The sequence below is a fragment of the Solwaraspora sp. WMMB762 genome, assembly GCF_049179115.1.
GTDB lineage: Bacteria > Actinomycetota > Actinomycetes > Mycobacteriales > Micromonosporaceae > Micromonospora_E.
In genome coordinates this window covers 6,783,801-6,801,389 of sequence record NZ_JBMHMD010000001.1, presented here as the reverse complement: position 1 = coordinate 6,801,389, position 17,589 = coordinate 6,783,801, and the positions used below count along the sequence as shown (strand labels likewise).

Here is a 17,589-nt window from a genome sequence, read left to right as displayed (position 1 = left end):
GCACATCGACGCCGGTCTTCCCTGGTCAGATCGGCACCGGGCACGGGTTGGCAGCCGGGTACGGCCCGGCACCGGCCTGCCGCCCGTCAGCTGCCACGACGGCGACCTGCCAGCTGACCGAGGGGACGGCCAGCTGACCGACCTGCCCGGTAGCGGTGTCCCCGGAGACGGTCATCGCCACCTCGCCGCTACGGGCCGGCACCCCGCCCGGCGCGGCGATGCCGCCCGGACCACCGGCACCCGGGCCGGAGGTCGACTCCGGGTCGGTTCCCGGTTCTGCGGTCGGATCCGTCGGCGGCGGCTGCGTCGCGCCGGCCGCGCCGCTGGTCCAGGTGAGCACCGCCGACTCGACGGTGCCGCCGGTGACGGTGGCGACCACGGTCAACTGGTAGCGGCTGGAGCCGGTGCAGGAGACCTGTGCCTCGGCCTGGACCGTCAACGGCAGCGGCCCGGCGGGGCCGGTCGGCTCGGGGCCGCCGGCCGACGCGGTCGCCGTTGGCGTCGGCGGTGCCGGTTCGCTCGGGGTAGCCGTCGGCGCGCTGCTCGCCGACGGCGTGGTCGGTGGCGCGGCCAGACCCGGCGACCCGGCCGGCGCCGACCGGGCGGTGTCGTCGACCGCACCCAGCCGGGGCACCACCACCACGGCACCGCCGATCAGCAGGGCCAGCACCGCGGCCGCCGCCAGGCCGGCCAGCAGCCGACCTCGACGCGGCTCGCCCCGGCGGGGAAAGCCGGTGGCCGGGTCGAACCGGCCGGCCCGCTGCTCGATCCGCGCCCGGGCCGCCGCCTGGCCGGCGTCGGCACTGGTCAACTCCAGTCGGGGCCAGAGTTCCGCCGGGACGGCGAGCATCGGCAGGGTCGCGTACGCGGAGAACAACGCGGCCGGGCTGACCTGCCGGCGGCGACGCTCGGCGCAGGTCGGGCAGGACTCGATGTGCCGGCTGACCCGCTTGCGTAGCAACACGGTGAGCGTGCCGTCCCAGCCGCGCAGCAGCTCACCGAGGGTCGGGCAGTCGTCGGCACCGGTGCGGGCCACCAGTAACGCGCCGATGGCCCGTTCGAGTTGGGTCCGGGCCCGGGACAGCCGGGCGTGCGCGTGGCTGTCGGAGACCCCCAGTACGGCACCGACGTCGGCGGCGGACAGATCGTGCCGGATGGCGAGCTCGATCACCTGCCGGTCACCGGGGTTCAGCCCGGCGGCCGCTGACCGGACCAGCTCCCGCAACTGTTCGGCACCGAGCCCGGTGACCGGGTCGACCGGCGTGGCGGGCAGCTCACCCACGTCGTCCAGCGGCAGCTGCCGCCGCTGGCCACGGATCACCCGCAGGCACTCGTTACGGGCGATGGCGTACAGCCACGGGCGCAGCCGCTCCGGGTCGCGCAGCTGCGCCGCCCGCTGACCGGCCAGGACGAACGTGTCGTGGACGGCGTCGGCCGCGCCGTCGGCGTCGCGCAGCAGGAACCGGCAGTACGTGTACAGCCGGTCGGCGTACACGCGGTAGGCACGGTCGAGGCCGCGCGGGTCACCGGCGACCAGCGCGGCCACGATGGTGCGATCGTCCACCCGGGCAATGTTAGGCGGCGCGGTCGAGGCCGGACCGTCACTGTCGCCAATACTCCAGTTGGTAGCGCGACGGGTCGGGCTGCCCGTTGCCGTGGCCGATAAGGCAGAGCCGGGTGTTGCCGGCCGCGACCAGCCGGGCCCGTTCGGCGTCGGCCGCACTGGCCAGGAAGAGCAGCGGGGTGGCTGCGGCCCGCAGCCCCCAGCCGTCACCGTCGGGTCCGTGCACCGCCAGCTCCGCCGGGTCGTACGTGATGCAGTCGAAGTTCGGTGCAGGGCCGAATGGCAGCCCGGACGGGCCCTGGAAGTAGGTGATGATGTAGCGGTGCCGGTCGGCGCGGTCGTTGTCCCGGCCGATGAAGCAGAGCCGGGTCCAGTTGCGGGCCACTTTGACGCCGTCCTCGGCGTCGGTCTTGGTAGCGAAGAGCTTGATGGCGTGGCCGCCGTCGCGCATCCGCCACGCGTCGCCGCTCTGCTCGATGGTCAGGTTTGCCGGGTCGTACGTCACGCAGTCCTCGGCGGCCGGCTGCACCGGCGGTTCCGGCTCCCCGCCGTCACCGCCGTCGTCGGAACCCCCACCGTCGGGGTGGTCGGCGTCGCCGTCGGTGCCGCCGCCGTCACCCGGATCGCCGCCGTCGCCGGCGTCGGCGTTGTCGGTCTGCGGCTCGCCGTTGCCGGCCGACCCGCTACCGTTGACGCCGGTCGGCGCGCCACCGAGCCCGGCAGCCCCGGACACCTGGCCACCGTCCGACGCTGCGTCGATCCGCCCCGACCCGGACGGGCCGCAGGCCGCCAACACCGCCGCGAGCAGCACGCCCAGGACGGCGGCGGCGACGAACGTGACGGTGCCCCACCGCCAGGTCGACCGCCGCGCCAGCACCCCGAACTTGGTCGTGTAGATCATCTGGTCCTCCAGCCTCTCGGTGCCGGGCGGGTCGACGCCCGCCCGGGTCCCGGGTCCGGCCCGGGTCGCAGCCCCGCCTGGGTCGCGGGATGCCCGGCGACGTCGCCGGACACAGGTGAGAGGCGGCGGCCGGCCGAGGACCAACAACTTTTTCTCAGTCGGCGTGGCGGCGACGTGCACCGGCAGGACCGCGCGGGTCGCCGGCAATCGGCGCAGTCCACCGGTGAGGGGGTCACCTAGATTCGGGGCCAGCTTTGTTGACTCGGCAACTTTCCACCTCGATCGTTACATCGACCCGCACCACTTTGACCCCCGGGTCGAAGCAACCCTCGACCCCTTCCGCCAATCGTCCCGAAAGGACATCGATGCGTAGATCCGTCCACCGAGTCGCCGCAGGCCTCGCCGCCGCCCTGGTCACCACGCTGACCGCGACGCTACCGGCGTCGCCCGCGGCCGCCGGCGAGCCGTTCCAGAACCCTGACAAGGGTCTCGTCTTCTACTCGAGCTACCCGACGGAGGTAGTCGGCAGGCAGGCCGCACCGGACGACGTCTGCCGCCAGGTACCGGCCGACGCGACCTGGCTGCTCGCCTGGAGCGGCGGTTTCCGTTCCGTCCCCGGATACCGGACCTCCGACTGCAGCGGTCCGGCGACCGAGCTCAACAGCTTCCACAGCTGGCCGGAGGGCTACTTCCTCACCTACAAGGCTGACACACCAGCCTCTTAACGGACACCGCCGAGACCCCTCGGCACCGTGAACCGGCCGGCCGGCCCGTTACCGCGTCAGCGATCGCGGTACGCGGGTCGGCCGCCGGCCACCCGAGAGCCGTCGTGTCGTCAGCTGCCGGTTGGTGAGCTGGGATCGCCGCACCCCGCCGATTACGGCAGGCACCTCCCGGCGAACACAACGTCACCCCACCGGTTCGGAGGTACCGGCCGAGCTTGATGCCAGAGATGCATCAAGATGCACCTGCGGCATCACGTCTTCGGAAGCACCTCAGGCCCCGGGCGCCGCCAGCAACAGCCCTCCCGCCCAGGGCTATTGCTTTGTTGGGTAACTGCTGGTCCGCGACAGCAAGGACAAGGGTGGTCCGACGCTCGCCTTCGGCCCGACCGCCTGGCGGTCGTTCGTCGCTGAGGCACCCACGCTCCGCTGAGCCGCTAGGCCAGCAGGTTAGCAACGACGTGACGAGCCCCGGCCCCACGCCGACGGGGGCCGGGGCTCGACGCACACCGGTGACCGTGCCGTCCTACTCGACCCGGATGTTGTCGATGTGGACAGAGCCCGGGTTGACATAGACGTAGAACTCCCGCACGTCAGCCAGCGCCTCGGTGTCACAGGACATCTCGGTCAGCAGGTCGATCTCGGCTGCGCCTGTCCAGTCCTGATCGTGCGCGCTCAGCTTCGCCACCTGGGTGGATTCAGACCTACGGCGTCGAGGAACGGTGCAAGGAAAAGCCCATCGGATCGGCGGAGACCGCGCCAAGGGCGACAAGCTGCCCGATGACCGTGCTCAGCCGTCCGCGGATCTCGGAACCAAGTCGGCCCCACCCGTACAACCTGGAGACCACGGTCATGAGCTCCTCCCTGCCGACCGTACCGCCGCTGCTGAGCAGCCGGGTGACAGCTAGGCGCAACTCGTCGTCGGAGACCTGTTCCACCTTGCGCCGCACCTTGTCGGTGGGGAGTCGGACAGCTGTAACCGTCCGGTCCGGCAGGTCGATGAAGTCCCCGGTCCGAGTGACGTCGGCGAGGCGGATCGCAGCGTCCAGGTTTGTCTTGATCTTGGTTCCGAACCGCCCGATGTCCCATGCGTCCCGCAGCCGTTGGCGGACCAGCTCGACATGTACCGGGCCCTCGACGGCAGCAATCTCCTCGACACCGCCACGCATCTCGTAGCGGCTAGACGGGTCGAACTTGTCGACCCAGTACGGCAGAGGGCTCACCTCAGCTACCTGGTACGGCTCGGTCCAGTCCGGGACTACATCGGCGATGATCTCCGCCGTCCGCACAATCGGCCGTTCGATTTCGGGCTCCTGGTAGGTCAGCCGACCCCGTACCGGGGCGTTGACGGCTGCCACGATCGCAGTCCGGAGGCGTTCCTCCTCGTGAGGACGGTTGCGGTACCAGGCAGTTCCCCAGATACGGTGCAGATTCCATCCGAGACCACGGAGCACCTGCTCTCGGAGCCGGTCCCGGTCCCGGGCCGCTGGCGCCGAGTGGTACATCGCACCGTCGCATTCGATGCCGAGAGCGAAGGCCCCGGAATGGGCCGGGTGCCGCAAGCCGATGTCGATGCGGTAGCCGGCTGCGCCGACCTGAGGCTCGACCCGGTAGCCCCAGGAGCGGATGACGTCGATCACCGAGTCCTCGAACGGGCTGTCGGTGCCGCGCCCACTCGGCCCGAGGTCGAGTGCCAAGGCGACCGATCCACGCTCGGCGAAGTCGAGGTAGCCGCGCAGGAAGCTGACGCTCTCGTTGTCCGAGTGTGGAATGTCACCGGCCCGGACGGAAGAAACGATCTCCACGCGTTGGCGAGCGCGGGTGATCGCCACGTTGAGCCGACGCCAGCCCTTGTCCCGGTTGAGTGCACCGAAGTTCGTGCTCACCTTGCCGTTGGCGTCAGGACCGTAGCCGATCGAGAAGATCATGACGTCGCGTTCGTCGCCTTGGACTGCCTCCAGGCTCTTGACGAAGAAGCCGTGCAGCCGGTCGGTGCTGAAGTGGTGTTCGAGGTCAGGTCGCTCGGCCAGCGCCCGGTCCAGCGCTGACTGGATCGCGTCGGCCTGGGCCACCGAGAATGTGACGACGCCGAGGCTCAGCCCCGGCCGGGTGGCATAGTGGTGCAGGACCCGTTCCACGACCTGCTCGGCCTCAATCGGGTTGTCCCGGGTGCCACTGCGACCGTAGACGCCTGCGACGGGCAGGAGCTCGACACCGTGGTCGGGGTCATCACTGTGCGCGCCTGGGAAGGTGATGAGCTTGCCCTCGTAGAAGGCATGGTTGGAGAAGGCGATCAACGCCTCGTGCCGGCTGCGGTAGTGCCAGCGCAGACCGAGGTTCCGGAAAGCCCCGGATGCCTTCGCCAGTTCGAGGATCGACTGGAAATCTGCGATGTCGGTGTCGTCATCGTCGGTGTCCTCGCCGAGCCGGGCGAAGAACGACGTGGGCGGCAACTGGCGGTCGTCGCCTGCGGTGATCAGCGCGTGGCCCCGGTAGATGCAGTTGATCGCGTCTCCAGGGGTCACCTGCGACGCCTCGTCGAAGATCACTACGTCGAAGCTGAGGTCTGCCGGGAGGTACTGGCTTACCGCCAGCGGCGACATCATGAAGCAGGGCTTGATCCCGAGGACGGTCCGGCGTGTTTCGCCGATCAGCTGACGTACAGGGATGTGCCTGCGCTTCTTCATCCCTTCCCGGCGGATCCGCGCCGGCTCACCGATGTCGGCGCGCTCAGGTCGACGTCTGTTGACCGCCTGGATGATGTCACTGGTGGCGGTCGGCACAAGTTGCCGGTCGAGTTCGCGGTATCGCTCGACAAGCACGTCACGCTCCCCTGCCGGCAGGGGATGCAGCGCGGGATCGGTCCGGATGATCTCGTCGGCCCAGCCACGGAGCAGTGCCCGCTCGATGACCTTGGGCACCTCGCCGCCCAGGATGCCTTGCTGGATACAGAAGTCGATGACCTCGTCGAGCTGGTGACCGGCCAGCTCGGCGCGCGCCTCCTGGTAAGCGAACCACTCGTCCTGCCCGGCACTGTCATGACGAAGTTCCTCGATCAGTTCCCGCGCACTGTCGAAGTCGTCGAGTTCGGCGATGAGTTCCGGGTGCCGGGACGGTTCGAAGGCTTCGACGACGCTGTCACGGTTGGTCCGCCAACTGGCATACGCCTCGGCGAGGTTGCCGGTCTCGCGGGTTTCGGCGAGCCGTTTGACCTGCCCATCGGTCAGGGCCGCATCGACACCGGTGCGAACACGTCGGGTCGCTACGGCCCAGGCGAGAGCATCACCAACCGCCGTTGCGTCGGTCTCGACGCCTTGGTAAAGCAGGTCGCCGAACGTCGCCCGATGGCCGGGCGCCGAAGCAGTGAGGGCGTCATTCGCGGCTATGACGCACTGCCGTAGGCGTAGCAGTTCGTCTGCCTGGGCAAGTGTGAGGTTTCGGCCGGTCGCCGTACTGACCGCACCTGCCCGTACGGCGACCGCAGCCAGCGGCGCGACGTGGTCACGCAACCAGCTGATCGCGGCCTCGAACGGCTCCAGCATGAGCTCGGTCCGGGGACCGAGCTGCGGTGCCGGCACCAGGCCGGACCGCCACCGATTCAGGTCGGCGTGGATGCCGCTGATCAGCGTACGCAGCTCGCTGACGGGGTTCTCCGCGCAGATGTAGTCGGCGACGCCACCCACCGCATCGGCAGGGCTGCGCCGAACGATCTCCACCGCGTAGGCGATGGCCGCTCGGAGCGCCGTGAAGTCGGTCTTCCGCTCCTGCCAGTAGCCGCCGAGGCGAGCCGCCTGGTCGGCTGCCGCAGACGCCAATGCCGCGTGGGCGCTCTGCCACTTTATGGCCAACGGCAGGTTCGCGACCGCAACCTCGACCGTCACCCCGGGTGCGGAGAAGGCCTCGACGGCCCGACGGTCCTGGCGGTAACGGCCGCGCAGCTTGCCCAGGCCCTTGTACAGGTTGGTGAAACGCTCCTGCAGTTCGGTGAGCGGCGCCGCGATCGCTGCTTCGGTGTAGTGGACGCGGGCTGCTGTCTCGGCTGCGGTCAGCTCGACCGTCAAGCGCTCCAGCAGGGCGGCAGCCGTACTCACGGGTGCGAGCCCGCCCGGATCGAGCCAGCCTCGTTCTGGACGGTGTTTGACGTAGGCAAGGTCGGCCAGCCGCAGCGCAGTGTCGGCATCTGCCAAGTTACGTACCGGGGGTAGACCCATCAGCTCGGTCAGCCGAGCCAGCGCCTGCAGTCGATTGGTGAGCCGGTTGGCGTCCTCGGCGAACCGGTCGGCGAGTTGCTGAGCGGTTGCCGTATCCGCGCCCGACAGATCGAGGGCAGCAGGGCCGATGCTGGCGACGGCGGGCGAGTCGGGCAGGGTCGCAGGGTCCGGCAGGACGGTCCAATCGACGCCTGCCTGGTCCGATGCCGCGCGCGCCGCCGAGTGGAAGGCCACCAGCTCCGCGTTGAGTGCAGCTGCGGCCGAGGTCACAGTGCCGAAGTCAGGCACGCGCAACCATTCGTCCGGTACGCCGGACGGGCGACTGGCCTGCTGGGCGGCCAGTGCAACGAGGACGGGAGTCTCGTCGGGACGGCCGATCTCGAAAGCCTCCGCCAAATCTCGGTTGACCCGGGTCATGCCGTCGAGCCGCTCGACCGACGACCGAGCCTGAAACAGCCGTGCTTCCAAGGACGCCCGCTCGGTGACGCCGCGCCAGAGGAAGCTCTGGCCCTGGGAAGCCGGACGCCAGGCACGGGCGATGCGACCAGCGGCGGCTCGGATCGTCTGGAGCGACTCGGGGTCGAGCTCGGCCGGTGCGCGCGCAGGTAGCGGAGCGGCCGGAATATGGTCAAGCGCCGCGATCAGCCCGAGGACGTGATGCAGAGAGAAGCCTAGAGGCTCGCGTACTTCGTTCATCGCCTCCGCGTACGCGTTAAGCTGCTGGCGTCGTTCGACGAGGGTCCGACGGCTGACGGGGTCCATGCCGGGCGGCGGCACCGGCACATTGTCCAACGCGTGGGCCAGGGCTGCGGCGACCTCCTTACGGCTCGCCTTGTGGCTGTGCAACTCAAGGAGGTAATTCTCAAGCCCAGCGGCGGCCAGCCTGTTCCGCACCACCTCCAGGGCAGCGGCCTTCTCGGAGACGAACAGCACCGTCTTTCCAGCGTGCAGCAGCGCACCGATCATGTTGGCGATCGTCTGGGATTTGCCGGTGCCGGGTGGACCGTCCATGACAAAGCTTCGGCCGGCGAGAGCAGCAGCGATGCATGCGCGCTGGGAGGAGTCAGCGTCGAGGACCAGCGGGGTGGTCTCCGGTGGGGCCTGCTGGTCGATCTCCGATGGCCGGATGTCGTCGAAATGGTAGTCACGGGTTTGCCCGGTCGGATCCTGCTGGGCGATGGCGCGCACGATCGGATGCGCCAGAACCCGATCCTCGTTGTCGAGCAGATCGCGGTACATCGCTTCCTTATGGAAGGAAAACAGGAGATCACCGCGCTGGCGGTGACCTGCCAGCCTGACCGTTCGCCCACGGCCACACGCACCTGGTCAAGCAGGATGCCGAGATCAAGATCGGCCAGATCGTCGACTGTCGGCAACGTGATGCCGAACTCCTGGAGCCGCAGCGTCAGTGCGGGGTTGAGCACCGGATCATCGTCGCCGATGTGCAGCAGAGGGCGTTGCCGGGGACCACTCGCCACGAGCCGTACCGGCACGAGCAGCAGCGGACTGTTCTGCGCTGTGCCGTCCGGTTCCTGCCACCGCAGCATCCCGATCGCCAGGTAGAGGACCGACAGACCGCGGTCGACGTACTCCTGGTTGCTTCTGCGCATCAGGTTGCGAAGCACTGGGCTGACTTCGTTGTCCGGTCTCGCCACTCGGGCAAGCGCCGTGGCATCCACCGGCAGCGCCGGACCTGCGGCGGTATGGGCAGCCTGGTCCTCCTCGTCCTGGCTGCCCAACAGGGCCCAGACGGCCCCGTTCTTGAGCCCGGCGAGAATCTCCGCGCCAGTAGGGCTGACGATCTGCACCGTGCCGGTCTTCGACTGCTTGAAGTTGATCAGACGATTGGTGCCGGTAAGACTCACCAGCGTCTCCCGCCACAGCCCTAGCGCGGCCACGATGTCGTTGCCGGGTCGATCGTCCACCTGGCTTCCTGCGTCCGTCCACACAGCAGACCATCCTGCCAGCACACGATGGCCGGCGGGCCATGTGCCCTGTCGAGTAATTGAGGCTGAAGTGGACAGATTTCGACCGACACGGCGGCTCGACCTACCTGGAACGTTGCCATCGGCTGCGAAGCGACATCGCTGACCGGCCGACCAGCCGAGGCGCTGACGATCGCCAGCCGAGTAGGCACCGTCCGCCTGACCGTCCATCTAGCTCGTTCCACACCAGAGCACGGTCCACACGGACAGACGTTCCAGGTCCTTCCTCGGTGTTGCCGGCGACGCGCTGGGTTCAAGATCTTTCACGACGCGAGCGTCTCGATGTCGCAAACCCGCCTCCGGCGGGCGACTCGGCCATGCTCGCGCTCAACAGGCCCATAGCACCAAGAGGAGATCGATGATCAACAAGTTCGCGGGCAGGTGCGGAAGCTGCCGTGGGGCGGTAGCCGCCCAAGCCGGGCAGGCCATCAACCACGGCAGCGGCTGGCAGACCTTCCACAACCAGTGTGTCCCTGTACGGAAGGCGCCACCGGTCGGCACGCACCAGGGTTGGCATCGGCTACCGCTGGCCGCGTTCGACCTGGAAGCGACCCTCTCGGACCCCATGGAGGCCCGCATCGTCTCGGCCGCGCTCGTGCTCCCCGACGGGACCCGACGAACCTGGCTGGTCAATCCAGGTGTGCCGATTCCAGCCGATGCGACGGAGCTGCATGGCATCACCGACGAGATGGTCCGCGAACAAGGAATGCCACCGGAGGTAGCCGTTGCGGAGATCGCCCACCTGGTAGCGGAGCAGATCTCCAGCGCAACCCCACTGGTTGCCTTCTACGCCTCTTACGACATCACGACACTGCATACCGAGCTTGCCCGCCTTGGCCTTCCGAGGATGAACTGGGACAATTCCACCGTTATTGACCCATTGATTCTCCACAAGCAGGTCGAGCCGAACTGGTACGACTCCAAACGGCTGGCAGATCTATGCCGGTACTACGAAGTTGAGCTGGCCCAGGCGCACGATGCCCTCGCCGACGGTCTGGCTGCGCTGGGTCTTGCCAGGTCGATCGCGGCCCGCCATCCGCGCATCGCCCAAATGCCAGTCGATGTCCTACACAAGCACCAGGTCCAATGGCACTTCGACCAGGCCACCGACCTCCAGCGCTACTTTGACCGGGTGGGCAAGGGCGAGACCGTCAGCACCGAGTGGCCGCTGGAGACGAAACCTCGCTGAGCCTCCTGCCGCCGTCGTTTGGCGATGGGACAGCGGGAGGTTCCGGCGTGTTGCCACGCGACAGCCGCGTGCTCGGCTTCACTACGCTGGGGTGACTGCCGCTGTCCCAGGCAAGCGGGAACGGTGAGACATGAGGTGGCGGGAGGCGCGCCCGATGCGGGACGGCCGGTGGACCACGGTGACGCCATCGCAGTACCACTTCGAGCGAGCTGCGTTGGAGCACGTCCGTCGGCACCTTCCCGACGCCGAGCCCTACCGCGCCTGGTCGAACTTCACCTTCACCGCCGACACCGGGCACGTCTACGAGGTCGATCTGCTCGTTGCTGCCCCCAGCGGCCTCTACCTGATCGAGATCAAGAGCCTGAGCGGCCGGCTGGCCAACAGTGGCCCCAACTGGATCGCCGGCGAGCCCGGGTCGGTCCGTACCTTCGACAATCCGCTGCATCTAGCGGACCTCAAGGCCAAGCGGCTGCGTTCGTTGCTCGACCGGCAGGCGGCCAAACAGTCCGGGCGGCTCCGGATCCCGTACGTGCAGGGCGCGGTGTTCCTGTCACTGCCGGGTCTCAGGGTGCAGCTCGACGACCATCAGCTCCACTGGGTGTTCGGGCCGGAGCCGACACCGGGTCAGGCAGCCGGACCGCTGCCGGGCATCTGGTCGGGGCTGCTCGACGCGCCGCCGCGTGACGAGCGCCGTCAGGTGTCGCCTGAGCTGTCGAAGGCGCTGCCCCAGCTCCTCAACGACGTGGGCATCGGGCGCAGCCGCCGCTCCGAGCAGGTCGGCTCCTGGAAGCTCGACTCCAAGCCGTTCGACGTTGGCCCGACCTGGCAGGACCATCTCGCCGAGCACGCCCAGCTGCCCCATGAGCACCGCCGAGTGCGAATTTACCTGCTGGAACGCAACTCGGCCAGGTCTGAACGGGCAAGCATCGAACGGGCGGCCCGCCGGGAGATGATCGCCCTACATGGCATCAGCCACCCGGGGATCGTGCAGGTCGACACGATGGAGCCGCACGAGGGCGGCCCGGCGCTGATCTTCCGCCACGACCGACGCGCGATCGTGCTGGACCATTACATGGTCCAGCACGGCGAGCGGCTCGACGTCGGCACCCGGATCGGTATGGTCCGGCAGCTCGTGGAGGCGCCTTCGCCACTCTGGCGACCCGGCTGGCCGACCTGCCCTCAGCGCATACGGTGCTGAACGAGCCCAGCCGGTTCGTCATCGGCTGACGCAGTACAGGCCGCCCATGCGTCCACGCTCCGCCGAGCCGCAGGGCCAGCAGGTTAGCAACGACGTGACGAGCCCCGGCCCCACGCCGACGGGGGCCGGGGCTCGACGCGTACCGGTGACCGCGCCGTCCTACTCGACCCGGATGTTGTCGATGTGCACGCTGCCGGGGTTGACGTAGACGTAGAACTCGCGCACGTCAGCGAGCGCCTCGGCGTCACAGGACATCTCGGTCAGCAGGTCGATCTCGGCGGTGCCGGTCCAGTCCTGGTTCAGCCAGGTGAACGTGGACTGGCACCAGGTGTAGCTGGGCCCGGTCTGCACGGCGATCGCCGCGTTGGTGCCCACCGACGGGTCGGTACGCAGGTCGTACTTGAGGGTCACCCGGCCGGACAGGTCCACCGGTTCGGCGAACGACGTGCCGAACCAGCCGCCGGTGACCGAGTCGACGCGCAGCCCGTACACCCCGTCGGTGGCGAACGCGTCCGACTGGGCGACGCTGCCGACGCCCGGCTCCCACGACGGCGGTCCCCACCCGTCGGTGCCGGTCTCGAACGAGAACAGCGTCTGCACCCCGGCCGGGTCGGGTTTGACGGTGACAACCAGGTCAGCGACGTTGGAGGCGCGCCAGGCCCGGTCCCACACCTGGTAGTGGGCGGTGGCCCGGCCGGCGAAGCCGTCCGCCGGGGTGAAGGTCACCGCACCGTCGCCGCCGAGCGCGAACTCCCCGCCCTCGACACTGACCTGCTTCTGCTGGCCGCGTTCCGTCGGGTCCAGGTCGATGGTGGCGGCTCGCACCGTACCCCGCCAGGCGATGTCGTTGGCCGCCGGCCGCAGCGTCGCGACCTGGCCGAACTCGACGGTGGTGGTGTCGTGGTCGGCGACCGGCGGCCACGGCCGCTTGTCACCGCGCACCGCCGCGCCCGCGTTGGACAGCGTGGTGCAGACCGGGCTGGGGCAGTAGACGGTGTAGCCGTCGTAGTCCGGGTAGCGGCTGCCGTCGTCCTGCACACCGGAGAGGATCCAGTAGAGGAACCCGCTGGTGTCACCGGCGATCGCCGCGTCGGTCCAGTCCCGGTAGACGACGTTGCGGGTCGACTTGTCGTGGATGCCGAACTCGCCGAGCATCACCGGCTTGCGAACCTTCTTCGCCTCGTGGGCGTGCCGGGTGATCCACTCGGTGCCCCAGGCGGCGTCCTTGCCCCAGTGGTCCGGGTAGAGGTGGTAGGAGACGACGTCGACGGCGGGCAGCTTGCTCAACGCGACGCTGTCCACCCCTTCGCCGCAGTTGGTGGTCCAGTCGGCGCTGGTCGGATCGTCGCAGAAGAAGCCCTCGTCGCCGACGCTGACCAGTTGCCGGTGCGCGATCGACTTGACATGCCGGGTCATCTCGTCGGCCCAGGCGGTGAGCGTGTCGGTGGTGCAGTCCGGTGACGGCGGGTAGACGCCGGAGCCCTTGCAGCGCGGCTCGTTGCCCAGTTCCCAGGTCATCACCGTCGGATCGTCGCGGTACTTGACCCCGGTGATGGTGTTGGTGCGGTTCAGCACATGGCTGATCCAGTCCTTGTACCAGCCGCGGATCACCGGGTCGGTGTAGAAGTCGTCGTGGTACTGCCCACCGCGCCAGCGTACGTACTGGTCCATGCCGCCGAAGTCGCGCCAGTTGTTGGTCAGTGGGATCACCAGTTTGATGCCGGCGTCGCGGGCGGCGGCGAGGACGTAGTCGAGGCGTTGCAGGCCGTCCGGGCCGTCGTTGTACGCCGGCCGTTCGCCGTCGAAGTACTGGAAGTAGACCCCGTCGGCGGGGCCGGCGACCGAGTCGGAGCCGTCGGCGTTGCCGATGTCGAGGAATCCCCAGGTACGCAGCACGGTGAACCCGGCTGCCTTCGCGTCGGCGAAGACGTCGTCGACCATCGTCGGCGACTTGTACATCAGGTAGTAGTTGTTGCTGCCGGCGAACCGGAACTTCCGGCCGTCGAGTGTGAGGTCGTCGCCGTGCCGGGTGACGAATCCGGCGGTCGGCGGACCAGGCGTACCGGGATGACCGGGGTGACCGGGATGACCGGGATGACCGGGGTGACCGGGATGACCGGGATGACCGGGATGACCGGAATGGTGGGACGGCGGTGCGGCCTGGGCCGGGACTGCCGCTGCGGTCAGCAGCAGTCCGGCCAGTGCCAGCAGCAGGCCGGCGGAGCGTGGGCGCATTACGGGGTTCTCCTTGACCGTGGAGCGGTGGAGGTCACTGACGCGCGGCGGCCTCCAGGGCGAGTGCGGCGGCACCGAGCAGCCCCGCGTCGTTGCCGAGGCTGCTGGTGTGGATCCGGACCCGACGGACGAAGTCGAGCCCGGCCAGCTCCGCTACGGCCGCGCGCAGCGGAGCGAAGAGCAGGTCACCGGCGGCGGCCACCCCGCCGCCGATGACGACGTCGTCGAGGTCGATCAGCGCGGTGGCGGAGACCACCGCGGCGGCCAGCGCGGTCGCGCCGCGCCGGAAGGCGGCGACGGCGAGCGGTACGCCGGCCCGGGCGTCCTCGGCGAGGGTACGGGCGTCGCCCGGCCGGTCCCCCGGCGTCCAGCCCTGGTCGACGGCCCAGCGGACCATCGCCGGACCGCTGGCGATCGCCTCGACACAGCCGCGCCCACCGCAGGGGCAGGGCGGTCCGGTCATGTCCACCACAATGTGTCCGATATGGCCGGCGTTGCCGCTGCCGCCCGGGTGGACCCGGCCGTCGATGACAAGTCCGCCGCCGACGCCGGTGGAAACCACCATGCCGAGCAGGGCGCGGCCGGGGTAGCCGCCGAGCCAGTGTTCGCCGAGCGCCATGCAGTGCCCGTCGCCGGCGAGCACCGCCGGCCGACCGGGCAGCAGCGGCCGCAGCGAATCGAGGATGCCGAAGTCCCGCCACGCGTGGATGTTGATCGGGCTGACGGTGCCGGCGGCCGGGTCGAGCGGGCCGGCCGAGCCGACGCCGAGCGCGGTCAGCGTGGCCGGGTCCCGGTCGCCGACGACCTGGCGGACCACCCGGTGCAGGGCGGCGGTGACCGTCGCGGTGTCCCCGCCGGCCGGGGTCGGCACCGCGCCCTGCACGGCAATGGTGCCGTCAGGTTCGACGACGGCGGCGGCCAGCTTGGTGCCGCCCACGTCGATCGCGAGAACCGGGCCGGGGGCGCGGTCGGCCGCCACCGGGCCGGCGCTCGCCGGGCCGGCCGTCATGCGCCGGCCGCCGGGATGTCGTTGATGATGTCGTTGACGCAGCGCAGCACCGGCCGGCTGGTCAGGGCCGCCGGGTCGAGGTCGACGCCGGTGCGGACCACGAACTCCGTCGACTCGCCGGGCAGCAGGGTGACCAGTGCCCGGTCCACTTCGGCGGCCGGGTCGAGTCGGTCCGGGTAGAGGGTCAGGTCACGCAGGACGGTCCGGGCGGTGACGGTGACCCGCAGCCCGCCGTCGGTCGGTTCGACCGCCGCTTCGTACCCGGCCGCCGGGTAGTCGACCTCGTTGTCCTCGGCGAAGAACCACCAGGCCCGCTGCCCGGCCGTGTTGGCGAGCAGCAGCTCACGGCGCGGGTCGTCGGTGGCGGCCAGGTCGGGGTAGAGCGGCACGGTAATCGCCGAGTGGGCCGGTACGGCCAGCTGGTAGCCGATCTTGGCCAGTGGCTCACCGGCCAGGGTGAGCCGGGTGACGTCGGTCTGCGGGTGCCAGTCGACGCCGGTGTCGTTGACCACGACCAGGGCGAGCCCGCCGTCGCGGGGTTCGATGGTGAGCAGCCGGTCGGCGTAGGCGTCGCGCAGCGCGTACCACAGGGGTTTGCGCCGGCCGTCACCGTCGACGGCGGCCCACGAGGTGACCGGCCAGCAGTCGTTGAGCTGCCACAGGATGGTGCCCATGCAGATGCCCCGGTGGGAGCGGAAGTGCCGCACCCCGACGGCGATCGCCCGCGCCTGGTTGAGCTGGGTCAGGTAGTGCCAGTCGTCGAAGTCGCGTGGCGCGGGCAGGTGCGCGTCGAGGCCGCGTCGCAGTTTCAGGTCGCCGTCGGCGGCTTTCTGGTGGTGGGCCATGCCGGGCGAGTCCGACGCGAGCGGGTCATCACTGATCGCCCGGCGCAGGGTGGCGTACGCGGGTGGCCCCTGGTAGCCGAACTCGGCGAGGAACCGGGGCACGTACTGCCGGTACTTCAGGTAGTCGTCGGTGTTCCACACGTCCCAGATGTGCATGGTGCCGTGCGCCGGGTCGTTGGGGTGCAGGTCGTCGCGGCCGGAGTAGGGGCTGCCCGGCCAGTACGGGCGGGTCGGGTCGAGTTCGGCGACGATGCCGGGCAGCACGTCGAGGTAGTAGCCGAGCCCCCAGCTGCGTCCGTCGAGGACCTCCTGCCAACCCCAGTCGTGCCAGCCCCAGATGTTCTCGTTGTTGCCGGTCCACAGCACCAGGCTGGGGTGCGGGGTGAGCCGGGCGACCTGGTAGCGGGCCTCCGCGGCGACCTCGCTGGCGATCGGCTCCTCTTCCGGGTACGCGGCGCAGGCGAACAGGAAGTCCTGCCCGACGAGCAGGCCCAGCTCGTCAGCGAGGTCGTAGAAGTCCTCCGACTCGTAGCGCCCGCCGCCCCAGATCCGCAGGAAGTTGACGCCGGCGTCGACGGCCTGGCCGAAGCGGTGGGCGTAGCGGGCCCGGTCGACGCGGGTGGGGAACGCGTCGTCGGGGATCCAGTTGACGCCCCGGACGAAGACCGGCATCTCGTTGACGACCAGGGTGAACGCGCTGCCGGCGGGGTCGGCGGTGGTGTCCAGGCGGACCGACCGGAAGCCGATGTGCCGCTGCCAGGTGTCGAGTGTGCTGCCGTCGGCCCGGTGCAGCGTGACGTCGAGTGCGTGTCGGGCGGGTTCGCCGTACCCCCGGGGCCACCACAGCTCGGGCTCGGCGACGGTGAGGGTGACGACGGCGCTGCGCTGCCCGGCCGGGACGACCGCTTCGGCGCGGGCCCCGGCGACGGTGGCGACCACGGTCAGCGGGGCGTCGGCACCGTCGGCGCGGTCGACGTCGACGTGCACCTCGACCCGGCCGGTGACACCGCCGGGCACACCACCGCCGGGCCCATCGTCACCGGCCGACCCGCTGGCCGTACCGCTGGTGTGGTCGACGGTGACCAGCGGGCGGACGCTGGCCAGCCGGGCGACGGCCCAGGCGTGCAGACCGATCTCCTGCCAGATCCCGGCGGTGACCAGGTTGGGGCCCCAGTCCCAGCCGAAGTTGCAGGCCATCTTGCGGATGAAGTTGAACGGTTCCGGGTAGGCGTTGGGCCGGTCGCCGAGCCGGTCGCGGACCGCTTCGGCGTGTCGGTACGCGGAGTCGAACCGCACCCGCAGGGTGTTGCGCCCGGGGTGCAGCGCCGCGCGGGCGTCGAACCGGTAGCCGCGGTGCATGTTGGCGGTGCGGCCCAGTTCGACGTCGTTGAGGGTGACGGTGGCGACGGTGTCCAGGCCGGCGCAGACCAGGTCGACCCGGGGATCACCCGGGTCGACCCAGTCGAATGTGGTCTCGTAGACCCAGTCGGTCCGGCCGATCCACGACAACCGGTTCTCGTTGTCGTCGAGGTAGGGGTCGGGGATCAGACCGGCGGCGAGCAGGTCGGTGTGGACGCAGCCGGGTACGGCCGCGGGGACGCTGCGGTCGCCGACGCCGTCGGGTACGTCGGACCCGTCGGCGGGTCGTACGGTCCAGCCCTCGTGGAGCGGTCGTACGGAGTTCATGCCATACCTCACTAGCGCTGGAGCGGGACTGGGCCACGGTACGG

12 protein-coding genes are annotated in these 17,589 nt (G+C 69.9%); 4 read left to right on the top strand and 8 right to left on the bottom strand.

Features of this window, described 5'->3' with window-relative positions:
• Positions 1-25: 25 nt before the first annotated feature.
• Together ACN27J_RS30665 and ACN27J_RS30660 are read right to left on the bottom strand one after the other, a co-directional pair.
• Complete coding sequence (locus tag ACN27J_RS30665; RefSeq protein ID WP_421371609.1) at positions 26-1,564, bottom strand: RNA polymerase sigma factor; 1,539 nt, start codon at positions 1,562-1,564, stop codon at positions 26-28.
• 37 nt (positions 1,565-1,601) lie between these two features.
• A complete protein-coding gene (locus ACN27J_RS30660) occupies positions 1,602-2,465 on the bottom strand; it encodes a hypothetical protein (protein WP_421371606.1) in 864 nt (287 codons plus the stop codon).
• A gap of 365 nt (positions 2,466-2,830) precedes the next feature.
• Here ACN27J_RS30660 and ACN27J_RS30655 point away from each other — a divergent pair, with 365 nt between their 5' ends.
• Positions 2,831-3,190 carry a hypothetical protein gene (locus ACN27J_RS30655; protein WP_421371604.1) on the top strand — a complete coding sequence of 120 codons (360 nt, stop codon included), beginning with the start codon at positions 2,831-2,833 and terminating at the stop codon, positions 3,188-3,190.
• A 331-nt stretch (positions 3,191-3,521) separates the two neighbouring features.
• On the top strand, positions 3,522-3,620 hold the full coding sequence (locus ACN27J_RS30650; RefSeq protein WP_421372618.1) for a DUF397 domain-containing protein: 99 nt from the start codon (positions 3,522-3,524) through the stop codon (positions 3,618-3,620).
• Positions 3,621-3,713: 93 nt separating this feature from the next.
• Here the strand turns inward: ACN27J_RS30650 and ACN27J_RS30645 are convergent, their stop codons facing one another.
• The 3 genes from ACN27J_RS30645 to ACN27J_RS30635 are packed head-to-tail and all read right to left on the bottom strand — an operon-like array spanning position 3,714 to position 9,323.
• The gene (locus ACN27J_RS30645) at positions 3,714-3,875 is read right to left on the bottom strand and encodes a hypothetical protein (protein ID WP_421371602.1); all 162 of its coding nucleotides are present in this window, start codon (positions 3,873-3,875) and stop codon (positions 3,714-3,716) included.
• A gap of 16 nt (positions 3,876-3,891) precedes the next feature.
• On the bottom strand, positions 3,892-8,409 hold the full coding sequence (locus tag ACN27J_RS30640; RefSeq protein WP_421371600.1) for a DUF3320 domain-containing protein: 4,518 nt from the start codon (positions 8,407-8,409) through the stop codon (positions 3,892-3,894).
• Positions 8,361-9,323: a DUF4011 domain-containing protein gene (locus ACN27J_RS30635; protein ID WP_421371598.1), complete on the bottom strand. Its 963-nt coding sequence runs from the start codon at positions 9,321-9,323 to the stop codon at positions 8,361-8,363. The genes ACN27J_RS30640 and ACN27J_RS30635 overlap by 49 nt, the downstream gene beginning before the upstream one ends.
• A gap of 418 nt (positions 9,324-9,741) precedes the next feature.
• On the opposite strand from ACN27J_RS30635, the gene ACN27J_RS30630 reads away from it, so the two are divergent.
• Both ACN27J_RS30630 and ACN27J_RS30625 read left to right on the top strand, forming a co-directional pair.
• Positions 9,742-10,572, top strand: coding sequence for an exonuclease domain-containing protein (locus ACN27J_RS30630; protein WP_421371596.1), 831 nt, complete (start codon positions 9,742-9,744; stop codon positions 10,570-10,572).
• 154 nt (positions 10,573-10,726) lie between these two features.
• On the top strand, positions 10,727-11,770 hold the full coding sequence (locus tag ACN27J_RS30625; RefSeq protein ID WP_421371594.1) for an NERD domain-containing protein: 1,044 nt from the start codon (positions 10,727-10,729) through the stop codon (positions 11,768-11,770).
• 159 nt (positions 11,771-11,929) lie between these two features.
• Here the strand turns inward: ACN27J_RS30625 and ACN27J_RS30620 are convergent, their stop codons facing one another.
• Genes ACN27J_RS30620 through ACN27J_RS30610 form a run of 3 tightly spaced genes read right to left on the bottom strand, consistent with a single transcriptional unit; the run spans position 11,930 to position 17,545 of the window.
• Positions 11,930-14,005: a cellulase family glycosylhydrolase gene (locus ACN27J_RS30620; protein WP_421371592.1), complete on the bottom strand. Its 2,076-nt coding sequence runs from the start codon at positions 14,003-14,005 to the stop codon at positions 11,930-11,932.
• Between the two features lie 34 nt (positions 14,006-14,039).
• Positions 14,040-15,014, bottom strand: a complete 975-nt coding sequence (locus ACN27J_RS30615) for an ROK family protein (RefSeq protein WP_421371590.1) — start codon at positions 15,012-15,014, stop codon at positions 14,040-14,042.
• The gene (locus ACN27J_RS30610) at positions 15,011-17,545 is read right to left on the bottom strand and encodes a glycoside hydrolase family 2 protein (RefSeq protein WP_421371587.1); all 2,535 of its coding nucleotides are present in this window, start codon (positions 17,543-17,545) and stop codon (positions 15,011-15,013) included. The genes ACN27J_RS30615 and ACN27J_RS30610 overlap by 4 nt, the downstream gene beginning before the upstream one ends.
• Positions 17,546-17,589 lie beyond the last annotated feature (44 nt).